This window comes from Gallicola sp. Sow4_E12 (assembly GCF_052116305.1).
In the GTDB taxonomy this organism is placed as follows: Bacteria; Bacillota; Clostridia; order Tissierellales; family Peptoniphilaceae; genus JBQKLI01.
This window is the reverse complement of sequence record NZ_JBQKLI010000011.1, coordinates 49,490-72,423: the sequence shown is the minus strand read 5'-3', so window position 1 is coordinate 72,423 and position 22,934 is coordinate 49,490. Positions and strand designations below refer to the sequence as shown.

20 protein-coding genes and 1 other annotated feature are annotated in these 22,934 nt (G+C 38.1%); of the genes, 19 read left to right on the top strand and 1 reads right to left on the bottom strand.

Annotation, left to right across the window (positions count from 1 at the left end):
- Position 1 precedes the first annotated feature (1 nt).
- The 7 genes from arsS (at position 2) to ACTQ46_RS07400 (ending at position 8,646) form a co-directional block, all read left to right on the top strand.
- Positions 2–916, top strand: a complete 915-nt coding sequence (arsS, locus tag ACTQ46_RS07430) for an arsenosugar biosynthesis radical SAM (seleno)protein ArsS (RefSeq protein ID WP_441748567.1) — start codon at positions 2–4, stop codon at positions 914–916.
- A complete protein-coding gene (locus ACTQ46_RS07425; protein WP_441748565.1) occupies positions 909–1,331 on the top strand; it encodes a C-GCAxxG-C-C family protein in 423 nt (140 codons plus the stop codon). The genes arsS and ACTQ46_RS07425 overlap by 8 nt, the downstream gene beginning before the upstream one ends.
- A 121-nt stretch (positions 1,332–1,452) precedes the next feature.
- Positions 1,453–4,179: a preprotein translocase subunit SecA gene (gene secA, locus ACTQ46_RS07420; RefSeq protein ID WP_441748563.1), complete on the top strand. Its 2,727-nt coding sequence runs from the start codon at positions 1,453–1,455 to the stop codon at positions 4,177–4,179.
- A gap of 70 nt (positions 4,180–4,249) precedes the next feature.
- Positions 4,250–5,300 (top strand): peptide chain release factor 2 gene (prfB, locus tag ACTQ46_RS07415; protein WP_441748593.1). Its coding sequence is split into 2 segments (ribosomal slippage): positions 4,250–4,264 and positions 4,266–5,300, totalling 1,050 coding nucleotides; the frame shifts between segments, so codons are not numbered across the junction.
- Between the two features lie 425 nt (positions 5,301–5,725).
- Positions 5,726–7,837: a Tex family protein gene (locus ACTQ46_RS07410; RefSeq protein WP_441748561.1), complete on the top strand. Its 2,112-nt coding sequence runs from the start codon at positions 5,726–5,728 to the stop codon at positions 7,835–7,837.
- Positions 7,838–7,908: 71 nt separating this feature from the next.
- Positions 7,909–8,259 (top strand): ArsC/Spx/MgsR family protein, encoded by a 351-nt coding sequence (locus tag ACTQ46_RS07405; RefSeq protein ID WP_441748559.1) that lies wholly within the window; start codon positions 7,909–7,911, stop codon positions 8,257–8,259.
- Positions 8,260–8,454: 195 nt separating this feature from the next.
- Complete coding sequence (locus tag ACTQ46_RS07400; RefSeq protein WP_441748557.1) at positions 8,455–8,646, top strand: hypothetical protein; 192 nt, start codon at positions 8,455–8,457, stop codon at positions 8,644–8,646.
- Positions 8,647–8,898: 252 nt separating this feature from the next.
- Here the strand turns inward: ACTQ46_RS07400 and ACTQ46_RS07395 are convergent, their stop codons facing one another.
- Positions 8,899–9,957: an IS30 family transposase gene (locus ACTQ46_RS07395; protein ID WP_441748555.1), complete on the bottom strand. Its 1,059-nt coding sequence runs from the start codon at positions 9,955–9,957 to the stop codon at positions 8,899–8,901.
- Positions 9,958–10,139: 182 nt separating this feature from the next.
- Here ACTQ46_RS07395 and ACTQ46_RS07390 point away from each other — a divergent pair, with 182 nt between their 5' ends.
- The 12 genes from ACTQ46_RS07390 to glgX all read left to right on the top strand — a co-directional run bounded on the left by ACTQ46_RS07390 (position 10,140) and on the right by glgX (position 22,857).
- Entirely contained in the window at positions 10,140–10,262 is a 123-nt protein-coding gene (locus ACTQ46_RS07390; protein WP_441748553.1) for a hypothetical protein, read from the top strand.
- 50 nt (positions 10,263–10,312) lie between these two features.
- Positions 10,313–10,636, top strand: coding sequence for a hypothetical protein (locus ACTQ46_RS07385; protein WP_441748551.1), 324 nt, complete (start codon positions 10,313–10,315; stop codon positions 10,634–10,636).
- 187 nt (positions 10,637–10,823) lie between these two features.
- Positions 10,824–11,013 (top strand) — a binding site (T-box leader).
- 41 nt (positions 11,014–11,054) lie between these two features.
- A complete protein-coding gene (locus tag ACTQ46_RS07380) occupies positions 11,055–12,827 on the top strand; it encodes a proline--tRNA ligase (RefSeq protein WP_441748549.1) in 1,773 nt (590 codons plus the stop codon).
- 28 nt (positions 12,828–12,855) lie between these two features.
- Complete coding sequence (gltX, locus tag ACTQ46_RS07375; RefSeq protein WP_441748547.1) at positions 12,856–14,325, top strand: glutamate--tRNA ligase; 1,470 nt, start codon at positions 12,856–12,858, stop codon at positions 14,323–14,325.
- Between the two features lie 38 nt (positions 14,326–14,363).
- Complete coding sequence (gene cysS, locus ACTQ46_RS07370; protein WP_441748545.1) at positions 14,364–15,767, top strand: cysteine--tRNA ligase; 1,404 nt, start codon at positions 14,364–14,366, stop codon at positions 15,765–15,767.
- Between the two features lie 1,091 nt (positions 15,768–16,858).
- A complete protein-coding gene (locus ACTQ46_RS07365) occupies positions 16,859–17,305 on the top strand; it encodes a hypothetical protein (protein WP_441748543.1) in 447 nt (148 codons plus the stop codon).
- Positions 17,306–18,064: 759 nt separating this feature from the next.
- Positions 18,065–18,223: a hypothetical protein gene (locus ACTQ46_RS07360; protein WP_441748541.1), complete on the top strand. Its 159-nt coding sequence runs from the start codon at positions 18,065–18,067 to the stop codon at positions 18,221–18,223.
- Between the two features lie 103 nt (positions 18,224–18,326).
- Positions 18,327–18,539 carry a hypothetical protein gene (locus ACTQ46_RS07355; protein ID WP_441748539.1) on the top strand — a complete coding sequence of 71 codons (213 nt, stop codon included), beginning with the start codon at positions 18,327–18,329 and terminating at the stop codon, positions 18,537–18,539.
- 73 nt (positions 18,540–18,612) lie between these two features.
- A complete protein-coding gene (locus tag ACTQ46_RS07350) occupies positions 18,613–18,825 on the top strand; it encodes a hypothetical protein (RefSeq protein WP_441748537.1) in 213 nt (70 codons plus the stop codon).
- Positions 18,826–18,941: 116 nt separating this feature from the next.
- Positions 18,942–19,835 carry a diacylglycerol/lipid kinase family protein gene (locus ACTQ46_RS07345; protein WP_441748535.1) on the top strand — a complete coding sequence of 298 codons (894 nt, stop codon included), beginning with the start codon at positions 18,942–18,944 and terminating at the stop codon, positions 19,833–19,835.
- A gap of 17 nt (positions 19,836–19,852) precedes the next feature.
- Entirely contained in the window at positions 19,853–20,731 is an 879-nt protein-coding gene (locus tag ACTQ46_RS07340) for a diacylglycerol/lipid kinase family protein (RefSeq protein ID WP_441748533.1), read from the top strand.
- A gap of 17 nt (positions 20,732–20,748) precedes the next feature.
- Positions 20,749–22,857, top strand: coding sequence for a glycogen debranching protein GlgX (gene glgX, locus ACTQ46_RS07335; RefSeq protein WP_441748531.1), 2,109 nt, complete (start codon positions 20,749–20,751; stop codon positions 22,855–22,857).
- Positions 22,858–22,934: the final 77 nt, after the last annotated feature.

Sequence of the window (22,934 nt, the reverse complement as noted above, 5' to 3'; positions counted from 1 at the left end):
AATGAATTTTAAAGACAAAGTGGACAATCAGATAAAAGATATACATATCTTGCAGCTTAATATCGGCAAGGGCTGCAACTTAAAATGCAGCCACTGCCATGTAGAAGCTTCTCCAAAAAGAAGCGAAATGATGAGCCGGGAAATATTTGACAAGGCGATGAAGATTTACGACAAGTTTTCTCTGGATACGATAGATATCACAGGAGGAGAACCGACACTTCATCCAGAGATCGATTATTTTATAGAAGAAAGTGCAAAACGTTCTAAAAATGTAATTCTTCGAACAAATTTAGCAGATCTTAATAAAAAGACGTCATTGATAAAACAGCTTTCTGAACATAAGAGCAATATCGTTGCATCCCTTCCCTGTTATACGAAAGAAAATGTAGACAAAATGAGAGGGCATGGCACGTTTGAAAAAGCTCTAAAATCCATTAAAGTTCTAAATGACTATGGATACGGGAAGGAATTAAGCCTTGATCTTGTCTATAATCCTTTAGGAGCATTTCTTCCTCCCAGCCAAAAATCTCTGGAAGAAGATTATAAAAGGGAGCTTTCAAATTACGGCATAGAATTTACAAATCTTTTAACGATTACAAATATTCCCATGGGATATTTTAAGGAAGAGTTAACAAAGGAAGGCCGTTATAATGAATATATGGGTCTTTTAAAAGAGCATTTTAATGAAGATACAGTAGATAATATTATGTGCCGTTATCAAATTTCTGTATCCTTTGATGGTAAGATTTATGATTGCGATTTCAATCAAATGGAAAATCTCGAAATCAAAGAATATCCTACAGTAGATAAAATCCTTGAAAAAGACAGCTTGTCCCGAAATATTATTTTTGAAAACTACTGCTATGGATGTACTACAGGGGCAGGATCCAGCTGCGGAGGTGCATTAAATGAATAAAAAACAAATTGAAAACTATCTGCAGGAAGGTTTAAACTGCAGCCAGACAGTACTTATGTACTTTCATAAAAGATACGATTTATCAGAAAAAACAGCAAGTAAAATCGCACAGCCTTTTGAAAGCGGGCTCTTTCGAGGAGAAACCTGCGGCGCGGTCTCTGGAGCTTATATGGTGCTGGGCTTAGAATACGGATCTCATGAGGAAAACAGCCGAAGGATTATGAAAGAAAAGATAGAAGAATATAACAAATCTTTTAAAGAAAAAATGGGAACCTTACAATGCGAAGAGATACTGGGAATCAATATTTCAACCGATGAAAATCTTATGATCGCAGTAGAAGAAAAGAAGATAGAAGAGATTTGTCCAAGGGCAATAACCGCCTCAATAGAAATACTAGAAGAGATGATAGGATAAGGGAGAGAGATCTCCCTTTTATTATGGAAGAAATTAAGGATAGAGATCCATATTTGTTACAAATTATTTGTATATGATCTATTGTAGTGATAAAATGGTACATAGAAATTGAGGTGTTAGAATGGGAATTTTAGGGAAAATATTCGGTTCAAGAAGTCAAAGAGCTGTTAAAGAAATACAACCGCTAGTAGATAAGATACTTGCATTAGATGAAGAAACAAAACAATTAAGCGATGAAAAACTGCGCGCTAAAACTACAGAGTTTAAAGAAAGATTAGCAAAGGGAGAAACAACGGACGATATTCTGCCAGAAGCTTTTGCAGTCGTAAGAGAAGCTGCAGATCGTGTTCTAGAGATGAAGCATTATCCTGTTCAGTTAATGGGTGGTATTATCCTTTATCAGGGACGAATAGCAGAGATGAAGACAGGGGAAGGTAAAACATTAGTATCCACACTTCCTGCTTATCTAGAAGGATTGACTGGGAAAGGTGTTCATATCGTTACAGTCAACGACTATTTAGCACAGCGTGATAAGGAATGGATGGGAAAAGTCCATGAATTCCTTGGTTTAACTGTAGGATGTATTCTTCATAATATGGAAAATGAAGAACGTCGAGAAAACTATAACTGCGATATCACTTACGGAACAAACAACGAGTTCGGTTTCGACTATCTTAGAGATAATATGGTTATTTATAAAGAAGATAAAGTGCAAAGAGATCTTCATTTTGCCATTGTCGATGAGGTCGATTCCATTTTAGTCGACGAAGCGAGAACTCCTCTTATTATTTCCGGACAAGGAGACGACTCTACAGAACTTTATGCAAGAGCACAAAGCTTCGTAAAAGGTCTTACGAAAAGAGTTATGGATCCGGACGAAGATATTCCAGATCCCTTCGAAAGAGAATTCAAAGAAGAAGTAGTAGACTATATCGTAGATGAAAAGAGAAAAACTGCGAACCTTACAGAAAAAGGAAATACAAAAGCTGAGAAATATTTCGGAGTAGAAAATCTTTCCGATCCAAATAATATGGAAATTGCCCACCATATCAACCAGGCATTAAAAGCAAACAGTACAATGCATAGAGATATCGACTATGTAGTAAAAGACGGGGAAATTCTCATCGTCGATGAATTTACCGGCCGTATTATGGAAGGAAGAAGATACAGCGAAGGTCTTCATCAGGCCATTGAAGCAAAAGAAGCTGTTTCTATCCGTTCCGAGTCGAAAACCTTAGCGACAATTACATTCCAAAATTACTTTAGAATGTATGAGAAACTATCTGGTATGACAGGTACTGCGAAAACAGAAGAAGAAGAATTCCAAGAGATCTATCATATGGATGTAGTTGAAATTCCGACAAACGAACCTGTGATTCGTCAAGATTTTGATGACCGTATCTATATGAATGAAAAGGGAAAATACGAAGCGATTATCGAAGAAATTAGAAAAGTCCATCAAACCGGACAGCCGATGCTTGTAGGTACAGTTTCTATTGAAGTTTCGGAACTTTTAAGCAAACTATTAAAACGCTCTGGGATTCCCCATAATGTGTTAAATGCAAAGCATCATCAAAAAGAGGCAGAACTTGTTTCTCAAGCGGGTATGCTTGGCAAAGTGACCATCGCGACCAATATGGCCGGCCGTGGTACAGATATTATGCTGGGCGGAAATCCAGACTTTATGGCGAAACACGACTTGAGAAAGAAAGGCATCTACTCTGATGAAATCATTGCAGACTTAGACAGCTTTATTCCAAGGGAAGAACCGGAATTTGTAGAAGCTAGAAAAGAATATAATGAGCTTTATGCAAAATACAAGAAGTTTACAGACGAAAACAAGGAGCAGGTAAAAGAAGCCGGCGGATTATATATCCTAGGAACAGAAAGACACGAGTCTAGACGTATCGACAATCAGCTTCGAGGCCGTTCCGGCCGTCAGGGAGACCCGGGATGTTCCCGTTTTTATATTTCTCTATCTGATAATTTAATGAGACTTTTCGGAGGAGAAACGATCCAGAAAGTAGCGGACTCTGGAAATTATCCAGATGATGAGCCTATCGAATTCAAATCTGTATCGAAAGCTATTGAAAGAGCTCAAAAAAGAGTAGAGTCAAACAACTTCGGCATTCGTAAACAAGTTCTTAAATACGACGATGTCATGAATGTTCAGCGTCAGGTAATCTATAAAGAAAGAGATAAAATCCTGAACGGAGAAAATATGAAGGACTTTGTACTTCAAATGCTTCGAGATGTTGTAGAAAGAGCTGTAAACGAATACACTCATGGAAGTCCAAAACACGAAGATTGGGAAATGGAAGGCTTATTCCATTATTTAAACGGAATTTATCTTCCTGAAGGCGTACTTCAGTTTTCAGATCTTTCAATATACACTGTAGAGTCCTTAAAAGACTATATCTACGACGAGTCTGTGAAATTATACGAAGCAAAAGAAGAAGAAATCGGAGCAGATACATTCCGTGAAGCAGAAAGAGTATTCCTTCTTCGTGCAGTGGATCGCCGCTGGATGGATCACATCGATGCGATGGATCAGTTAAAACAAGGTATTGGACTTCGTTCTTATGGTCAGCAGGATCCAGTAAGAGCTTATAACAACGAAGGCTTTGCAATGTTTGAAGAAATGAATGCAGGTATCAAAGACGATACATTAAAGAGTCTTTATAATGTAGTACTTCGCCAGCCTGTAGAACGTGTAAAAGTAGCTAAAGAAACTTCCGACAATCAAGGAAATGAACCTGTAGTGAAGAAACAAAAAGTAGGCCGCAACGATCCTTGTCCATGCGGAAGCGGTAAAAAATACAAAAAATGCTGCGGTAAAAACGAATAAGGGGTGAATTAAAGTGGATCTCTATACAGTAAATGAAAAAATAGAAGAACTTTCTCAGGGTCTTACGGAAATGAGGGATTCACTTTGACGTATCTCTGTTAAGAGAAGAGATCGAAGAGCTTGAAAAAAAGACGTTGAAACCCGATTTTTGGGATGATTCAGAGAAAGCTCAAGAGATTTTCGATATCCTAAAATCAAAAAAAGGCGATGTGGAAGAATACGACTCCTTAGTAGAAGCTCTGGAAGAAATCCATATTATGATGGAGCTTGCAGGGGAAGAAGAATCTTCTGAATACGATGGAGAAATCGAAAAGATTATCGAAGAAGCGGAAGAAAAGCTTGAAAAGTTAAAAATCAGCACTCTTCTTTCTGGAGAATTCGATGGGAACAACGCCATTATGATGATTCATGCGGGAGCAGGAGGCATGGAAGCTCAAGACTGGGCAGGCATGCTTCTTAGAATGTATCACCGCTGGGTAGAGGATCATGATTTTACGATGACCCTTCGAGAGATGAATTCCGATGATGAAAACGGAATCAAGTCCTGTACTCTCTTTATAAAAGGTCACAATGCCTACGGACTTTTAAAAGGGGAAAAAGGCGTTCATAGACTTGTTCGGATATCTCCTTTTGATACAAACAGCCGCCGGCATACATCCTTTGCCAGTGTAGATGTCTTTCCTGAAATTATCAACGACACAGAAGTCGAAATCAATCCAAGCGACTTAAAAATCGACACCTATCGTGCCAGCGGTGCTGGGGGTCAGCATGTCAATACAACGGATTCAGCAGTACGAATCACCCATATTCCAACAGGTGTTACCGTTCAGTGCCAGTCCGAAAGAAGCCAGATCTTCAACCGGGAAACGGCGATGAATATGCTGAAAGCCCGGCTGCTATTGATTAAGGAAGAAGAAAAAAGGGAAAGGATTGAAGATATCCAGGGAAAATATTCCCAAATATCTTGGGGCTCCCAAATCCGCTCCTATGTTTTTCAACCCTACACTTTGGTAAAAGACCATAGGTCGAATTACGAAACAGGAAATGCTGAAAAAGTAATCGACGGCAACATCGACCCCATCATCAACGCTTATTTAAAAGAGTTGAATAATAGTAAGTAGGATGAAAAAAGTGTGGAGAGTAAGAGAGTGAAAGAGTGGAGTTGAGGAGGAAAATGAAGAAGACATTCATTTTTCTTCATAATAATGTTATGAAGAAATACGCTCTATGTTTCTACCATAACTCCCCTCTCTGAAGCCCTAGCCCAAATCAGGTATTTTGATTTGACAGCAGGTCAGCAGATCGTTCTTAGCCAAATGGAAAAACTCATTTGGAGAACGAGTTGCACCAGACCTACTAAAGTTTTCCAAAAAACAAAACTAAGTTAGGTCTAGCTCATGTCACTCGTTTCCCAAGAACGATGTTTCTTCGTGATTGGCTAGAAACGATCGGCCATAACTCTATCACACTATTTTTTAATAGTTTAAACAATATAATCAGGTAAAAAAGGGGGAATTCTTTGGAATTCCTTTTTTCAGGAGTAAAAATGAATATAGAAAAAATCATAGCAGAAAAATTAAAAATCTCAGAAAACCAAGTTCAAAAAACAGTAGAATTAATCGATGAAGGAAATACGATTCCTTTTATTTCCCGTTATCGAAAAGAAGTTACTGGAAATCTAACGGATACTGTACTTAGAGATCTAGAAGAAAATTTGACCTATCTTCGAAATCTTCAAAAAAGAAAAGAAGATGTTCTCCGCATTATCGAGGAACAGGGTAAGCTAACAGAAGAACTGAAAGCAGAGATTGAAAAAGCAGAAAAGCTCCAAGAAGTAGAAGACCTCTATCTTCCTTTTAAACAAAAGAAAAGAACAAGAGCCTCTCAAGCGAAAGAACGCGGCTTAGAACCTTTAAAAGAATATCTTTTTAATTTTGAAGACAAGACTAGAAAGATCGAAGAAGAAGCAGAAAAATACATAACAGAGGAAGTTCCAACAGTTAAAGCTGCTCTTCAAGGAGCGATGGATATCCTGGCTGAAGAAATCTCCGAGACGAAAGAATACAGGGATATCGTAAGAGCCGGTGCGAAAAAAGGCGGACTTCTTTGTGAAGGAGATCCATCGAAAGACGACGGCACTTATGAAATGTATTATGAATTCGCAGAAAGAATGAGATTTCTAAAACCTCATAGAATCTTAGCGATTTTCCGTGGAGAAAAAGAGGGAATTCTAAAACTGAAATTCGACTTCAACGATGCAGACAATATGTTCCAGATTTTAAAAAGCATCTGTTTGGACAAAGAAGATCCAGGGATGGAATATCTTCAAGCAACTGTTATCGACAGCTATAAGAGACTCCTTCGTCCTTCTATTGAAACGGAAGTGAAAAACGAATTAAAGGAGATGGCGGACAAATCATCTATCGAAATCTTCGGCGATAATCTAAGACCTTATCTTATGCAGCCGCCGATCAAAGATATGAATATCATAGGACTGGATCCGGGATATCGTACAGGATGCAAAACAGCTGTCGTATCCTCCTTTGGAGAAGTGTTGGACTATGGTGTAATCTATCCGGCAAAGCCTAAAGCAGACGTGGAAGGTTCGAAAAAGACACTTAAGAAATACATCGAAAAATATGATATCAATCTTATCGCCATAGGAAACGGAACGGCTTCCAGAGAAACAGAGCAGATGGTTGTGGAACTTTTATCAGAAGTTGGAAAGAAAGATTTATACTATGCCATCGTAAACGAAGCAGGGGCTTCTATCTATTCAGCATCGAAACTTGGAAACGACGAGTTTCCCGACTTAGATGTAACCATAAGAGGAGCGATCTCCATCGCAAGAAGAATTCAAGATCCATTAGCTGAACTTGTTAAAATCGAGCCTCAGCACATCGGAGTAGGACAATATCAGCATGATGTGAATCAAAAAGAACTTTCAGAAACCTTGGAAAAAATTGTCGAAGACTGTGTAAACTCAGTGGGAGTCGATATTAATACAGCATCTGTTGCATTATTAGGATATGTATCCGGAATTACGAAAACCACTGCGAAAAACATCTTGGAATATAAAAGAGAAAACGGACCTTTCTCTAGCCGTAAGGAAATAAAAAAAGTAAAAGGCATCGGACCAAAGGCCTTTACACAATGTGCCGGATTCTTGAGAATACCGGAAAGCAAAGAAGTTCTCGATCATACAGCAGTCCATCCTGAAAGTTATGACATCGCTGTGAAACTATTGGACCGAGATCTTGATAAAATAGATTATCAAAAAACAGCCGAAGAATTAGAAGTGGGTATACCAACTCTTCAAGATATCGTAGCGGAACTTAAAAAACCGGGACGAGATCCTAGAGATGAAATGCCGAAGCCGATTCTAAGAAGCGACGTTCTTTCTATCGAAGATCTTGAGGTGGGAATGGAGCTTCAAGGAACCGTTCGAAATGTTGTAGCCTTTGGAGCCTTTGTAGATATCGGTATAAAAAACGACGGACTTGTCCATATCTCCCAGCTCTCTGACCGCTTTATAAAAGACCCGAAAGAAGTAGTCAAAGTGTCCGATATTGTAAATGTGAAGATTATCGATATCGATGTGGAAAGAGGAAAAGTGGGCCTTTCTATGAAGGGCTTAAAGAGAAAAAAGAGGAAGTAGGCGGGATTACTGTGCAACCCAGGCAGGATCGCTTTGCGACCTAGGGAAAAAAACAGAGAAGAGGTGTATATATGAATCTTTTGGTTGGGTATAAGAAGTGTACGACTTGTAAAGGTATAGAAAAGCTCCTTCAGGAAAAGGGGATCGAATACGATTATCGTGAGATAGACAAAGAAAACCCGACAGCTTCTGAATTAAAAGAGTGGCACGAAAAGTCGGGTCTTCCGATTACAAAGTTTTTTAATACTTCAGGCATTCTCTATAGAGAACAAGGGCTTTCTGAAAAAAGGAAGTCTATGACAGAAGAAGAACAATACGAAGTTTTAGCGACAAACGGAATGCTTGTAAAAAGACCGATTTTGTTTTTAAAGGATGAAATTTTTGTAGGACCCCAAGTAAAAAAACATCTAGAAAGCCTTTAACAGTTCCCGAAAGGGAGCTGTTTTTTACGTTTAAGAGAGAAAAAGCGACGTTTAATGCAACTTTAAAGGAAACTTAAAAATCCATGTTACAATGAATAAAAGATAGAGAGGGTGAATTTACTGAAATGAAGAAAAAGGAAACAGGATTTAGGATAGAATAGTTTCAATTATTTTCTAAGAAAGAAGGATGGATTTATGAAAAAATCAACTTTAGTAAAGTACATGGTCGTATGTTCGATTGTAATGGCTGGTTTTCTAACAGGTTATAAAGTAATAGCAGCTCCAAAAGTGGAAACGGAAGAGGAAAAAAATACAAGAGAAGCTATAGAAGTCTATGCACTCATTGAAAATGAATTAAAAAAAGAAGGAACCAATACAAATGCTTAATTGCAATATCAAATGCATAAAAAATTTTAAAAACCTTTATAGACAGCGAATTACTCAATAATCCAGTGTTACCAATGGTTTAAAGCCATTTTCGGCTGGGCGTGTTTCGTCCCTTACCATTTTTCAGGTGAGTTGTTGGTGGTTCTGACCCAAGAGAATAGGTTGGCTGAGTCAAGAGAAGGAGCGAAGCGGCTCTTGACTCAGCCAACCTATTCTTTTACCCTAGGGAGCCAACGAAACACCTTAAGCAGCTTACAAAACTGACAGTTCTTCCTGAAGGCGTTCTGCAGGTGTTGCATAACCCATTATTTTCCTTGGTCTATGGTTAATCGTATCGGTTACTGCCAGTAAATGCGAATAAGACAATGGACGCAGTGTGACTCCCTTTGGGATAAATTCTCTGAGCATGCAGTTATGCCTTTCGTTCGTTCCTTTTTCCCAAGAAGCATACGCATGGGTAAAGAAAACCTGAACATCCGAGGCGATCCCTTCGATAAGGGACAGACTTGAAAACTCAGATCCGTTATCCGTTGTTAGAGACTTGAACTGTTCCAATCCCTGTTTTTTCATTAAATCAAGCACGCCTTTTTGAACCAACGTTGCGCTTTTACCCCAAACTTTTTTAGTGAGGAAGTAACGGGTTTTCCGTTCAACCATAGTGATAATGACAGGCTCGTTTTTTGTTTTCTTGCCTAAGACCAAATCAACTTCCCAATGTCCAAACTCTTCCCTCGATAGCACTTCTGGCGCACGTTCTTCAATACTGCGTCCTAAGTGTTTAGCGTTATGACCCTTCGGCTCCGAAACGGTTTTCTTTCGTGGCCGCATCCGGATCTTCATAGGTAGATCAATGTTTCGGATTGAGAAAACGGCAGCGTTGATCAAAGCATAAACGGTCTTCGTGCAGGGAACGTGTTCCTCAGGATGCGACTTTCTATAAGAATGTACAAAAGTATCCACACTATGAAGCCGTAGCCCGTTCTTGGGTGCTAGATTTTCTGGTAAGGCCGCAAGAAAAGCCGCAGAATATTTATGATGATCCCGAGCATGCGAGTTCTCGCGATTTTCTTTATAGACCCGTGCGCCTGAGGCGGCAATATACTGCTCGTAATAATTGTGCTGATAGTCAAGCTGGCGCGTTCTGCCGCGTTTCAGTTCACGAGAAACAGTCGGTTGGCTGACCCCCAATTCACGCGCCATTTCGGCTTGTTTATAGGTGCCACTTTTTGCCATCTGTTCCAGCTTTCCGCGTTGGATGTCAGTAAGGTGTTTGAAGGTGCGATTTTCTGTGATACAATTGTTTTCAGTCATGTAGATACCCCTTTTATACTTATGGTTTGATCGCTTTTAAGTATATCGTATCTACATGATTTTTTTGTTTATTTCCTTATGCATTTCATTTTACAACTTACCATGAGAATAAAATTTATAAAGTAAGTAAACAACTTTTAGAATGAAAGCCTAAACTGAATTTTATATAAAGGAGAGAGATTATGTTTATTTTTGAAACATTGAATTGGATTTTAGATCCGATTATTAAAATTGCTGTTGTGATTGTATTGGTATTTTTAATCCTTGTACTTCGAGAACTAACGAATTATTTAAAAAGAAAATAGTTTTTGATAAAATATCTTAATGCGAAAATAATAAAGAAGGAGGGGAAAGGATGATTGTATGCTATAGAATGATGTTTTTAGTCCTTGGGATTATAACCGGGATCCTAGGAATTTATTTTATAAAAAGTGATGATATTTCTTATTTGAATGAAAAGAATGGGAAAAATTCTTCAAAGAAAAAAGGCCGCAGATTAAGCAAGGTTTTTGGATATGGTTTTTCTGCTATCGGAATCGTCTCCGCTATTGGTCTTGTTTTTACTTTCCTTCTAGGGGAGGCAAGGATTGAAATCATTATGAACCAGTATTTTCTTCTGATTATTATCGCAATTCTTATCATGTCTATGTTTATTCAAAGAGGAAAAGATCCGTCTTAAGGTATAGTGTATTTATGAGCTTATATAGACTCCATGATTTAAAGATAAGGAATATAGCTGGTGTTTATAGCTTCTCTAGGGATGAGTATGTCCATTTTTTCAAAAGCTAGAGAATAAAGAGGAAATTCATTTTTAAAATCTGCTCTAGGATAGGATCTATACAAAAAGTTCTTTTAATGTTAAAATAGAGCTATCTATGAAGAGGACTATTAGAACTGAAAGCTGTTTAGAGAGAATCCGGAAGGTGAAAGGATTTCTGCGGAAAGTTTGAACCTGTCTCGGAGAATTTATGGAAAACATAAAGGGTGGTTCCCTTATAACTTTAAAGTGAGTGTTTTGCACTAATTGAAGTGGTACCGCGAGCCTTCGTCTTCATGACGAGGGCTTTTATTATCTTGATTTCGGGAGGAAAGTTTTTATGAGAATGAATAAAATGTATTTGCCTACATTAAGAGAGGATCCAGCAGACGCTGATATCGCCAGCCATCGGCTGATGCTTCGTGCAGGAATGATCCGCCAGATGGCTTCTGGAATGTACAGTTATCTGCCCTTAGGATATCGTGTGATTCAAAAAGTGGAAGAGATTGTTAGAGAAGAGATGGATAATTTCGGAGCACAGGAAGTGTTAATGCCTATCCTTCAGCCGAAAGAGATCTGGGATGAATCAGGGCGCTGGGAAACATTCGGCCCTGAAATGTTTAAAATAAAAGACCGCCACAACAGAGATTTTTGTCTGACTCCAACAGCGGAAGAGTATTTTACGACTCTTATTAAAGGAGAGATAAAATCTTACAAACAGCTTCCTTTAAATATCTATCAAATTCAAACAAAATTTCGTGATGAAAAACGCCCTCGTTTTGGAATCAACAGAGCAAGAGAATTCTATATGAAAGACGGTTACTCTTTTGATACAAACAGAGAAAGCCATCTCGAAGCTTATGATAATATGTGGAGAGCTTACGAAGCGGTCTTCGACCGTTTAGGACTTGACTACAAGATCGTAGCGGGAGATACAGGAGCGATGGGGGGAAGCGGATCCCATGAGTTTATCGCATTATCGGAAGTAGGAGAAGGCGTGATCTGCTACAGCGAAAGCGGAAAATATGCCGCAACAGACGAGAGAGCGCCTGTAACTTATAATATCGACGAATCTAAAGTTGAGGCGGCTGAAATTTCAAAAGTTCATACGCCAAACTGCAAAACGATAGAAGAAGTATCAGCCTTTTTAGGGGTGGATCCATCTCACTGCTTTAAAGCCATCGACTTAATGGTAGAAGGAGAGCCGGTGCTTGCGATTATTCCTGGAAACAGAGAGCTTAATATGGCGAAACTCATCAGTTATCTAAAAGCGCCAGAACATGAAATCGTAATGATGGAAGATGAAGATATCGTTTCAAAAGTGGGGTCTGTACCAGGATATACAGGACCTAAGGGACTTTCAGAAGGAGTACGAGTTCTTTTAGATAAACGTATAACTCAAATGAAAAATGGTGTTATCGGAGCGAATGCTAATGAATACCATTATATCAATGCAAACTACGGTATAGACTTCGAGGGAGAAGTGGTAGAAGATCTTCTTCTTGTAGAAGAAGGAGATATCGACGAAGAAACAGGAGAAACTCTGCAATTTGCAAGAGGAATCGAAGTAGGAAATATCTTCCAGCTGGGAACGAAATATTCTGAAGCGATCAAAGCTACGTACCTTGATGAACAAGGCAAGGAACAGCTTTTCTATATGGGAAGCTATGGAATCGGAATCAGCCGTTCAGTGGCAGCGATCATCGAACAGAATTACGATGAAAAAGGTATTATTTGGCCTCTTTCTGTAGCTCCTTATCAAGTGATTATCACTGTAGTAAATACAAAAAAAGAAGATCAGATGGAAGCTGCAGAGAAAATCTATGAGAAACTTCTCTTTAACGGGGTAGAGGTTATCATCGACGATCGAAAAGAGCGTGCTGGTGTTAAATTCAACGACCGGGATTTGATCGGGATTCCTTTAAGAATCACAGTAGGAAAAGGAGCGGCTGACGGGCTTGTGGAATTTTCTACTCGAAGTGAAGGAGTTAATGAGGAAATCTCTGTAGAAGAAGCGGTTCAAAAAGTTCAAAATATAGTAGACGAATACAATGCCTCTCGTTTTTCCGATGGTATGAGAACAAGAATTGCGGAAGAGCTAGAGCAGGAATAGAATAAGAGATAAAAAGAAGGGGGATTTTATGTCAGAAATCAGAGTACGATTTGCACCGAGTCCAACAGGATATCTACACATCGGAGGACTTCGAACAGCTTTATATAATTATTTGCATGCAAGACAACAGAATGGAAAGTTTATCTTAAGAATAGAAGATACAGACAGAACAAGATATGTGGAAGGTGCTATCGAAAACTTAATCCACGAATTAGAATGGGCAGGTCTTTCTATAGATGAAGGTGTTGTCTTAGAAGATGGAAAACCGGTGGACCGAGGTGATGCGAAACCTTATATCCAGTCGGAAAGAGTAGAGGCCGGCATCTATAATCAGTATATCGACGAGTTATTAGAAAAAGGCTACGCATACTACTGCTTCTGTTCAAAAGAAAGACTTGATCAAGTGAAAAATCAGCAGCGAGCAGACGGTATGATGCCGAAATACGACGGTTTATGCCGAGGAGTTTCTTTAGAAGAAGCGAAAAAGAGGGTCGCAGCAGGAGAAGAGTATGTGATTCGAATGAAGCTTCCTGCAAATACTGATATTAAATTTAACGACTTGATTAAAGGAAATATCTCTATCAATACAGATGATATGGATGATCAAGTACTCATCAAATCAGACGGATTCCCGACGTATCATTTCGCTGTAGTGGTAGATGATCATCTCATGAAAATTACCCACGTTATCCGTGGAGACGAGTGGCTGACTTCAACACCGAAACACATCTTCCTTTATGAAGCTTTCGGATGGGATGTTCCTCAGTATGTTCATATGCCTACAGTTCTTAACAAAAGCGGAAAGAAACTATCAAAAAGACATGATGATGTTTCTGTAGCGGACTTTAGAAATATGGGCTATCTTCCAGAAGGGCTGATCAACTACCTTGCGCTAATCGGCTGGAGTCCAGAGTCAAATGAAGAAATTCTTCCGATGGATGAACTGATCAGACAGTTCTCTTTTGATCATGTTTCAAAATCAGGAGCGATCTTCGACCGTGAAAAACTTGACTGGGTAAACGGCCATTATATCAGAGCTTTATCTGTAGAAGAATTAGCTGAAAAAATCAAGCCGTATCTAGTAGAAAAAGGATTCGTCGAAGAAGATATCGATCCGGAAAGACTAAACTTGATCACCCAAACCTTCCAAGAATCCATATCAAAACTATCGGACGTAATAGAACAGTCAGCTTTCCTTTTTGAAGACATTACCATTACGGAAGAAGATGCAAAAGAAATGGCAAGGGGAGAACAAGTACCAGAACTTGTAAAAGCCTTCAAAGAAGAATTATCCGAGATCGATACAGTAGATCAGGAATTTGCGAAGACTGTTATGAAAAAAATTCAGAAGAAAACAGGAATCAAAGGCAAAAATCTCTATATGCCTGTAAGAGCGATTCTTTCTGGAACTGTACACGGACCAGAGCTTGTAAATATTATTGAAATTCTTGGAAAAGAAGAGATTATCAAGAGACTAGATCATATCAATATTCAATAATACATCAGATTCCCATAAGTAAAAGAAGGGGGAGAAAAATGAAAGTATATAATACTTTAAGGAGATCGAAAGAAGAATTCGTACCTTTAGAAGAAGGAAAAGTAAAGATGTACGTCTGTGGTCCTACTGTCTATAACTTTATTCACGTAGGAAACGCAAGACCTATGATCGTCTTCGACACCTTAAGACGCTATTTTCAGTATAAAGGCTACGATGTGACTTTCGTATCGAACTTTACAGATATCGACGATAAAATTATTCTAAAAGCGAAAGAAGCAGGAGTGGATTTTACAGAGATTACTGAAAAATATATCGATGCTTATCTAGAAGATTCAAAGGCTTTGAACTTTAAAGAAGAAGATACCATTCATCCGAAGGCGACAGAATATATCGAAGAGATGATCGAGTTTGTAAAGGGTCTGGAAGACAAAGGCGCCGCTTATAACGTGGACGGGAATGTCTATTTCGATATCTCAAAAGCAAAGAACTACGGAAGTCTTTCCAAGAAAAACATCGACGATCTTCAAGCAGGGGCGAGAATCGATATAGCTGACGAAAAGAAAAATCCGATGGACTTTGCTTTATGGAAAAAACGAAAAGAAGAAAGCGAACCTGCATGGGAAAGTCCATGGGGCATGGGAAGACCAGGATGGCATTTAGAATGTTCTGTAATGTCGAAAGCCATTCTAGGCGATACAATGGATATCCATGCCGGTGGAGAAGACTTGGAGTTTCCACATCATGAGAATGAAATCGCCCAGTCGGAGACCTTAACAGGAAAGCCCTTTGCGAGAAACTGGATGCATAACTCCATGATCACCGTCGACAATGAAAAAATGAGCAAATCGAAGGGGAATTTCTTTACGATAAAAGATATAGCAAAACATTACGATTTAGAAGTTCTACGATTATGGCTGCTGTCCACTCATTATAGAAATCCGGTAAACTTCAGCGATGAAATTATGGAACAGACAAAAAACGGTCTGGACCGTATCTATAACGGAAAAAGCTATTTGGAAAGGCTTATCGAAACCGCAGACGTTTCCGAGCTGCAAGAAAACGAGAAAGAGCTGAAAGAAAAAATTGACAGCTATCGCCTAAGCTTTGAAAAGGCCATGGACGACGATTTAAACACAGCAGACGGACTTTCTGCTATTTACGAATTAGTGCGCTTTACAAACGGACATCTAAAGGAAACAAATTCGAAAGCAATAGCAGAATTTGCTTTAGAAACCTTATTAAAACTTTCTGATGTATTAGGCATCCTTTATTCTAGAGGAGAAGAAACACTAGACGAAGAAATCGAAAAACTAATCGAAGAAAGAACACAAGCAAGACTGGATAAAAACTATCAGAGAGCTGACGAAATACGAGATCAGCTTGATGCTATGGGCATCGAATTAAAAGATACCTCCACTGGTGTGGAATGGGTGAAAAAATAAAAGAAAGACCAGCATGGTGTATGCTGGTCTTTCTTGGATCTTTGTCAAATAGTGTTGGTGGAGAATAACTAACCCATACAAGGATGGAAAATGAACAATTTTTATCCTTGTTTTATCGTATACCAAGAATGACGTCAATCTAGAACTATAGAAGTTTAGAAACACATAAAGAAGCTAGAGAAGTTGCAGGAAGCATTCTATAAGAAGACTGGGACAGCATCAAAATAAATATCTCGAAAAGAAAATTCGAATTCTATCCTGTGCTTCGAGTAGACATTCTTAAAACAAGAGGATGATTCTCATACATAAAATAGTTCGCAGCCTCGTAGGTTTCTTATTAGTTAGAGTAAAAATTTATGTTTGAAATAAGGCAGTAAAGAAGAATATTAGAAGGACTACTATACTAGAAGATAAAAAAGCAGGAGAATGAACTTTTTTAGATAATAAATATAAGTGTTTATGGGTATAATAATCATAATATAAAATATAATACATAAGGGTTTATAAAATCATTTTATTTATAGAAAGAAATGTGTTTTATAAGAAAAATCAAAAAATATGATCCGGTTTCTTTATTATGTGTTTTGATACCTGTTGTGTATTTTGTTTTTTATATGTTTTATGCTTCAAGCAGGGAAGCAGATTTTATCGACTCTTTTTAAAACAAAGTTAATATCTTTATCGAAGGTTCGGTTTTTTGTATTTGTTTTTCCTGATATTTATTTTAAGAAGCAATCGTTTTGCCATAGGAGTTGTTTTTATATATTGCTTGTACTAAATGCACTGATTCAGTCAGTGGCATTGATGGTGATGTTTGAATATAAAGATTTTTAAGTTATACCCTCATATCTCCGCGAATATTTCCTTAATAGTACTTAGCTGCCGAAGAAAGGTCGAAGAAAGGAGAATGCAATAGCATCGTAATTATTTTTTCGCTAAGAGCGAATAAAGTACAACAAAATAACACTTGCAACGAAAGAATAATGGAATCTGTTTCCTTATTATGTTAAAAAGTGAAAAAAACCTCTAGGATCTTGGGCAGCAGATAAGAAAAAAGTTTCTAGAGCAGTAGAAATGGAAAGGAGAAAACAATGAAAAAGGCTGCTAAATTTTTAGTTATATGCTGTATAATACCGAGCGTGCTTATGATTGCTATGGGAATCATAGGGGGATTCGGAGAGGAATTCGCAGGTGGATCCGACTCCGATTTAATGATGAGTGTACGAGGGTTAGTGAATGTGATAGGATTTTCTTTGATCTCGATCTATTTATGTGTAAATGTTATTAAGTATATTAATAAAAAGCTATCTTTACCTGTTTTAATGAATAAAGTAGCTGATTTTCTGGTTCTATACGGGTTTTTGAGGCTTACTCTGAGCTTTATGAGTCAATATATAGAGTACAGCAGGATCAGTGCACTCTTTACAGAACCAGATATTATGACATTTCTATTTGTAGGGATCGCTATAAAATTAGCTTTAAAAACAAATCAGGAAAAAGATTATGAAATAAGCACTGCAGAAAAGAAACTATCTTAAAAAGAGCTGTATAGAAATTAGTAAAAGCAGAGATAGTTACATAATTTTGTTGTATCTATTTATTCTTAGGGGAATAAAATATGAAAAAGGTCGGCGGAAAAATGCTGATCTTTTTTTGTGCGATGAAATAAATAGCGTTTTATAAAAGGAATCACAACCTTTAATCCGACTTTTCAAACCTTAATAAAATTTTCAGGAAATTAAAGTAAAGGGTGATATACTTATAATAAATATATCTTAGAAAGAGTATTGTTAAAAGAGAGCTTGGAGTTAAAGGAGAGGAACAGAAAGAAGACCAGAGAGACCGATATAAAAGGAGTAGTAAGAAAATACGGTGAATACAAGAAGATCTTATAAAATCATCCGTTAGCCTTATTATTTTGTTTTGCAATATTATGCGCTATCACATTTTATTTTAATGTAAACAAAATAGGCGCAGCTGTTATAGCAGGAGTTTTAATTCTCCGATAGATCAAGACAGCAGAATATCCGTACAGTTATTATTCGAAGAAGGAGAAAATGAAAAGAGGAATGGTCTATCTCTTTACGGCGGGACTTTTGTTTCATCTTTTCCAGCTTATTGACCCGGGTATTTTACAAGCAAAGTCGATAATTTTCTATATATGATATTAGCCTATAGTCCGATAGAGTTTTACTATGCTGTTAAAAGCCTTAGAACAAATGGCATCTCTTGCAGACGAGAAGCGGGAGAATAAGCCTTTATAATAAACTTGAACAGGTAAACAGGAGGTCAGGAAAATGTATAAAAGAAAGAAATTGCGTTTAAGAATAATCATGTCTCTTTATATAATCATTTTAGCAATACTTCAAATAAATGGTTTTATCGGAAATGTCTTTTATTTTGTGCTGCTCATCGCTGGACTGCTTGTTTTTTGGTTTCTGATGGATAAGATATAGCCGGATTAACAGGAAATTGAAAGAAAATATCGCCGTATAATACGATCCAAAAATAGGGTATACTATATATAAATGCAGATACAAATAATCAAGGGAGCGTATTATGAAAAATCAAATTGAAGATTTGACTTATTTGGGAGTAATCATCTTAGCGATTGCTTTTCTTGCCAGTTCTGTTCTCTTAGGAAAGAATATGGTGACAAATATCGTTTTTGTGATTTTCACAATGATGAATCTTTTAAATCTTTTGGTGAAAAGCGAAGGAAAAAGCAGAGCGCTGCAGGCGGTGCTTTTAGTGATGATCGGGGTATTGTAATTTATGTAGCAGGAAATATGTATACTATTTGAAAATGAAGGTTGTTATAAACGAAAAATATTGAGGAATTAAGATGGGAAATTATCATAGAATCGGGATTTTAGCACTGGCTGTGATTTCAATAGTATGTTCTCTGTTTTTACAAGGGACAGTGTTTTCAAATATTGCTTTTATCGCTTTTGCTTTAGCGAATTTATACAGTATTTATATCGTGAAGGATTCGTCAAATAGAGTTCTTCAGATAGGAATTATAATAGTTGTGAGTCTTTTTTATATTATGAATTAGTTTTGAAAGGGTGAAAGCAGAAAAATTTTCTGCTTTCTTTGTTTTTCGAAAGGATATGAAATTTAATACCCTTTCTCAAATGGGGTATATATGAAACACTAATGGAGGTCGAAAATATGAAAGCTGTTGTGATTATTAATCCCGCATCTGGGAATGAAGAAGGAAAATCTTATAAAGAAAAAATCGAAAAAAAGTTTTCATCTTATTTTGATGAAGTAGAAATCCTATTTACTGAAAAGGGTGGAGATGCTGAAGAGTTTGCGAGAAAAGCAGCCAGAGAAAAAGCAGATACAGTTTTTGTTTTAGGAGGCGACGGCACGGTAAACGAAGGTGTGAAAGGTCTTGCAGAAGAAGAGTACCGCCCGAAGTTTGGGGTTTTTCCCGGAGGAACTGTTAACAATCTTGCTAGGGTTTTAGGAATTCCTATGGATATTGATGAGGCGATAGAGGTACTTGATTTTAAGAAGCATAAAAAAATAGATATTGGAAAAGTCGAAGAAGAGTACTTCTGCTATGCTGTAAGTATTGGAGCGATTCCCGAAGCGATACACGATGTAAGCGGAGAAGAAAAGACAAAATGGGGTCCTTTTGCCTATTTGTCCAATATTATTAAGAATATTACAGGCGAGAAGCTTTATTCTTTGAAAATAGATCACGATGGGGAGATTTTGGAAGGAGAATACAGTCATGTTTTTATCGCGCTGTCGGATCAGATCGGCGATATCGAGTTTGCAGGAACTGGGCATACGATATCTGACGGCTGTCTCATGATGTACCTTTTGAAGAAAACAGATATTTTTGAAAAGGCTCAGGCCTTGGGAGAAGCGCTAAAAGGGTCATTGGAGGAAGATGATCGTGTAAAAGCGGTAAAATGCAAAATAGCAAGGGTAGAAAGTGCAGAGGGCGAAGAGGTCGAGTACGATTCTGACGGCGATCTGGGAGGAAAGGTTCCTTTCACTGCTGAAGTTCTGCCCCATCATTTAGATGCATATTATGTAGATCAATCATAGAAGTGGAGGAAATTCTGATGAAAGCCTTTGTTCTAATCAACCCCTTTTCTGGAAAGAAAGTAGGCTGCGATTATCGGAGTGCTATCGAGGCAAAGCTTCTGGAGAGTTTTGATAAAGTAGAAACAATTATTGTTGAGAATAGAGAAGAAGTGCAGGAGGCGATGGCGAAAACCTTTAAAGAAAAGGCAGAAGCCGTATTTTCTGTAGGCGGAGACGGTACAGTAAACCAGATCATCGAGGAAATTGCCAACAGGGATTCTAAGATAAAGCTTGGGATTTTCCCAGGAGGTACAGTAAATGACCTCGCCCGCACTATAGGGATTTCTCCTGTTATGGAAGAAGCTATAGAAAATTTCACTGCAGAGAAGACAGATACTATCGATATAGGCAAAATTAACGACAAGTATTTCACCATGCGGGTAAGTATCGGTACGGTATCCGAAGCTTTAATGGATGTAAGCACAGAAGATAAAAATAAATGGGGTCCTATGGCCTATGTTTTTGATTCTGTAAAAAGTTTTAAAGAGGAGAAGCTTTATCCTTTGACTATCGAAACGGAAGAAGATACATTTACAGGGATGATCAGCAATGTAGTAATAGCTTTAAAAACGAGTATTCATGGAATTCAATTTTCCAACGAAGAAGAGTCCAATGGGAAAATGAGTATTTTTATATTAGGAGAAAATACGACTGTTGATAAACTGGCATTGGTAGGAAAGGCTGTTTTAGGAGAAGTAGAGGAACACGAAAAAGTCCGAGTTTTAAAGGGCTGCAAAGGCAGGATATACAGTAAAGAAGGGGAAACTCTTCCGACGGATGTAGACGGGGACGAAGGACCGAAACTTCCTATTGAACTTGAAGTACTGCAGGAAAAAATCGAGGTTTATATACCTTGATCGTTTAGGGGGATACTATGAGCAGAACGATAAAAACTCATATAAGAGAAAAATTTGCGAAAGAGTACGGAAATAATATGGTTCCATTACACGAGGTGGAAGGGTTTTATATCCGCCCGGGGTATTATTTGGAAAATGGAGCAACAGTGCTTCCGGGAGGGATTAGTTTTACAGTCCATACCCAGAAAGGAACGGCTGTAACCCTTCTTTTATTTAAACGTCATGAAGAAGAGCCCTATGCAAAGATACCTTTCCCGGAAGACTATAAGATCGGGGATGTGTATTCTATGATCGTTTTTGATTTGGATTATAGAGAATTTGAATATGCTTATCGTGTAGAAGGACCTTTTAATCCAAAAAAAGGTTATATTTTCGATGGAAGGCAAGATCTTCTGGATCCTTATGCGAATGCCGTAGCAGGACAGAGGATTTGGGGAGCAGAAAAGAAGAAAGAGCATTATCATGGAAGGGTAACTTCCAGCGATTTTGACTGGGGAAAAGACAAGCAGCCTAATATTGATATGAAGGATATGATTATATACGAACTTCATGTTAGAGGTTTTACGATTATGGAAGACCAAGACAGGGTTAAAAATCCTGGAACATTCAGCGGACTTATCGATAAGATTCCCTATTTGAAATCTCTTGGAATCAATACAGTGGAACTTATGCCTGTCTTTGAATTTGATGAGCGCTCTGAGAATAGATATTATAAGGGGAAGGAACTGCTGAATTATTGGGGCTACAATCCTGTTGCTTTTTTTGCGCCGAATACTGCCTACTCTGCCGAGGTAGAGCATAATCGAGAAGGGGAAGAACTGAAAACCCTTATAAAAGAAATGCATAAAAACGGAATTCAAGTATTTCTTGATGTCGTCTATAATCATACAGCAGAAGGTAATGAGGATGGGCTGTTCTTTTCGTTTAAAGGTTTTGACAATCATATTTATTATATGCTGGATGAAAATGGACATTATGCCAATTACAGCGGAACCGGTAATACCCTCAATGCCAATCATCCCGTAGTTCAGAATTTTATTATGGAAAGCATGCGCTACTGGGTAACAGAATACCATATAGACGGTTTTCGTTTCGATTTAGCTTCGATTTTAGGAAGAGACGAGTATGGAAAGCCTCTAGAAAATCCGCCTTTGATTAAAGAGCTTGCCTACGATCCTTTATTGTCGAAAGTAAAACTTATCGCCGAGGCCTGGGATGCAGGAGGGCTATATCAAGTAGGGAGTTTTCCCGACTTTGAACGGTGGTCGGAATGGAACGGAAAGTACCGGGATGATATTAGACGATTTTTAAAAGGGGATATGGGCATGGCAAATGCCGCAGCGATTCGGATAGCAGGATCTATCGATATTTATGATCCGGAAATCAGAGATGATGCCTCTATAAACTTTATAACCTGCCACGACGGCTTCACTCTCCACGATTTGTACAGCTATAATGAAAAACACAACGAAGCCAACGGCTGGGATAATACAGATGGAGAAAATAACAACAACAGCTGGAATTGCGGTGTGGAAGGAGAAACAGAAGATCCAAAGGTTATTGCTTTAAGACGAAGGATGGTTCGCAATGCTTTTACAATACTGCTTCTGAGCCGAGGTACTCCGATGATTCTCGCCGGAGATGAGTTTGGGAACAGTCAAAAGGGAAACAACAACCCTTACTGCCAAGACAATGAAATATCTTGGCTGAATTGGAAGGATCTGGAAAAAAACAGGGATTTATATTATTTTGTACGAAAATTAATTCTTTTTCGAAAGAAACATCCTGTGTTAAAAGTAGGAGCTTACGGCTCCTGCAAGTTCTACGACAACTGGGGCCCTGTAGAACAGTTTCGAGAAATCGACCGTTATATAGGTATCCGTTTTAGCGGAGTTTTAGATGACAGGGATACAGAGGATATTATATTTTTAGCAGCGAATATGTACTGGGAAGATATCCCGATCAATCTGCCAGAGCCGCCTGTAGGATGCAAATGGAAGCTTCGAATTGATACGTCTGGCGAAAAGGGACAGGATATAGGATACTTTTTAGAAAAATATGTTGAGAATAACAAGATCGAAGTACCAGGACGGGGTATTATGGTTTTCACAGCGTGGAAAGCCTAGGCAGCATGAGCCTTTTGTTTATCTTTTCACCAATGTTATAATAAGAGAAAGAGTGAATATCAAAGTATCGGAGGCTA

What these genes read in the sequence shown, in the direction of transcription:
- arsS (WP_441748567.1), top strand. Translation starts at nt 2, where the DNA reads ATGAATTTTAAAGACAAAGTGGACAATCAGATAAAAGATATACATATC.
- ACTQ46_RS07425 (WP_441748565.1), top strand. Translation starts at nt 909, where the DNA reads ATGAATAAAAAACAAATTGAAAACTATCTGCAGGAAGGTTTAAACTGC.
- secA (WP_441748563.1), top strand. Translation starts at nt 1,453, where the DNA reads ATGGGAATTTTAGGGAAAATATTCGGTTCAAGAAGTCAAAGAGCTGTT.
- ACTQ46_RS07410 (WP_441748561.1), top strand. Translation starts at nt 5,726, where the DNA reads ATGAATATAGAAAAAATCATAGCAGAAAAATTAAAAATCTCAGAAAAC.
- ACTQ46_RS07405 (WP_441748559.1), top strand. Translation starts at nt 7,909, where the DNA reads ATGAATCTTTTGGTTGGGTATAAGAAGTGTACGACTTGTAAAGGTATA.
- ACTQ46_RS07400 (WP_441748557.1), top strand. Translation starts at nt 8,455, where the DNA reads ATGAAAAAATCAACTTTAGTAAAGTACATGGTCGTATGTTCGATTGTA.
- ACTQ46_RS07395 (WP_441748555.1), bottom strand. Translation starts at nt 9,957, where the DNA reads ATGACTGAAAACAATTGTATCACAGAAAATCGCACCTTCAAACACCTT.
- ACTQ46_RS07390 (WP_441748553.1), top strand. Translation starts at nt 10,140, where the DNA reads ATGTTTATTTTTGAAACATTGAATTGGATTTTAGATCCGATTATTAAA.
- ACTQ46_RS07385 (WP_441748551.1), top strand. Translation starts at nt 10,313, where the DNA reads ATGATTGTATGCTATAGAATGATGTTTTTAGTCCTTGGGATTATAACC.
- ACTQ46_RS07380 (WP_441748549.1), top strand. Translation starts at nt 11,055, where the DNA reads ATGAGAATGAATAAAATGTATTTGCCTACATTAAGAGAGGATCCAGCA.
- gltX (WP_441748547.1), top strand. Translation starts at nt 12,856, where the DNA reads ATGTCAGAAATCAGAGTACGATTTGCACCGAGTCCAACAGGATATCTA.
- cysS (WP_441748545.1), top strand. Translation starts at nt 14,364, where the DNA reads ATGAAAGTATATAATACTTTAAGGAGATCGAAAGAAGAATTCGTACCT.
- ACTQ46_RS07365 (WP_441748543.1), top strand. Translation starts at nt 16,859, where the DNA reads ATGAAAAAGGCTGCTAAATTTTTAGTTATATGCTGTATAATACCGAGC.
- ACTQ46_RS07360 (WP_441748541.1), top strand. Translation starts at nt 18,065, where the DNA reads ATGTATAAAAGAAAGAAATTGCGTTTAAGAATAATCATGTCTCTTTAT.
- ACTQ46_RS07355 (WP_441748539.1), top strand. Translation starts at nt 18,327, where the DNA reads ATGAAAAATCAAATTGAAGATTTGACTTATTTGGGAGTAATCATCTTA.
- ACTQ46_RS07350 (WP_441748537.1), top strand. Translation starts at nt 18,613, where the DNA reads ATGGGAAATTATCATAGAATCGGGATTTTAGCACTGGCTGTGATTTCA.
- ACTQ46_RS07345 (WP_441748535.1), top strand. Translation starts at nt 18,942, where the DNA reads ATGAAAGCTGTTGTGATTATTAATCCCGCATCTGGGAATGAAGAAGGA.
- ACTQ46_RS07340 (WP_441748533.1), top strand. Translation starts at nt 19,853, where the DNA reads ATGAAAGCCTTTGTTCTAATCAACCCCTTTTCTGGAAAGAAAGTAGGC.
- glgX (WP_441748531.1), top strand. Translation starts at nt 20,749, where the DNA reads ATGAGCAGAACGATAAAAACTCATATAAGAGAAAAATTTGCGAAAGAG.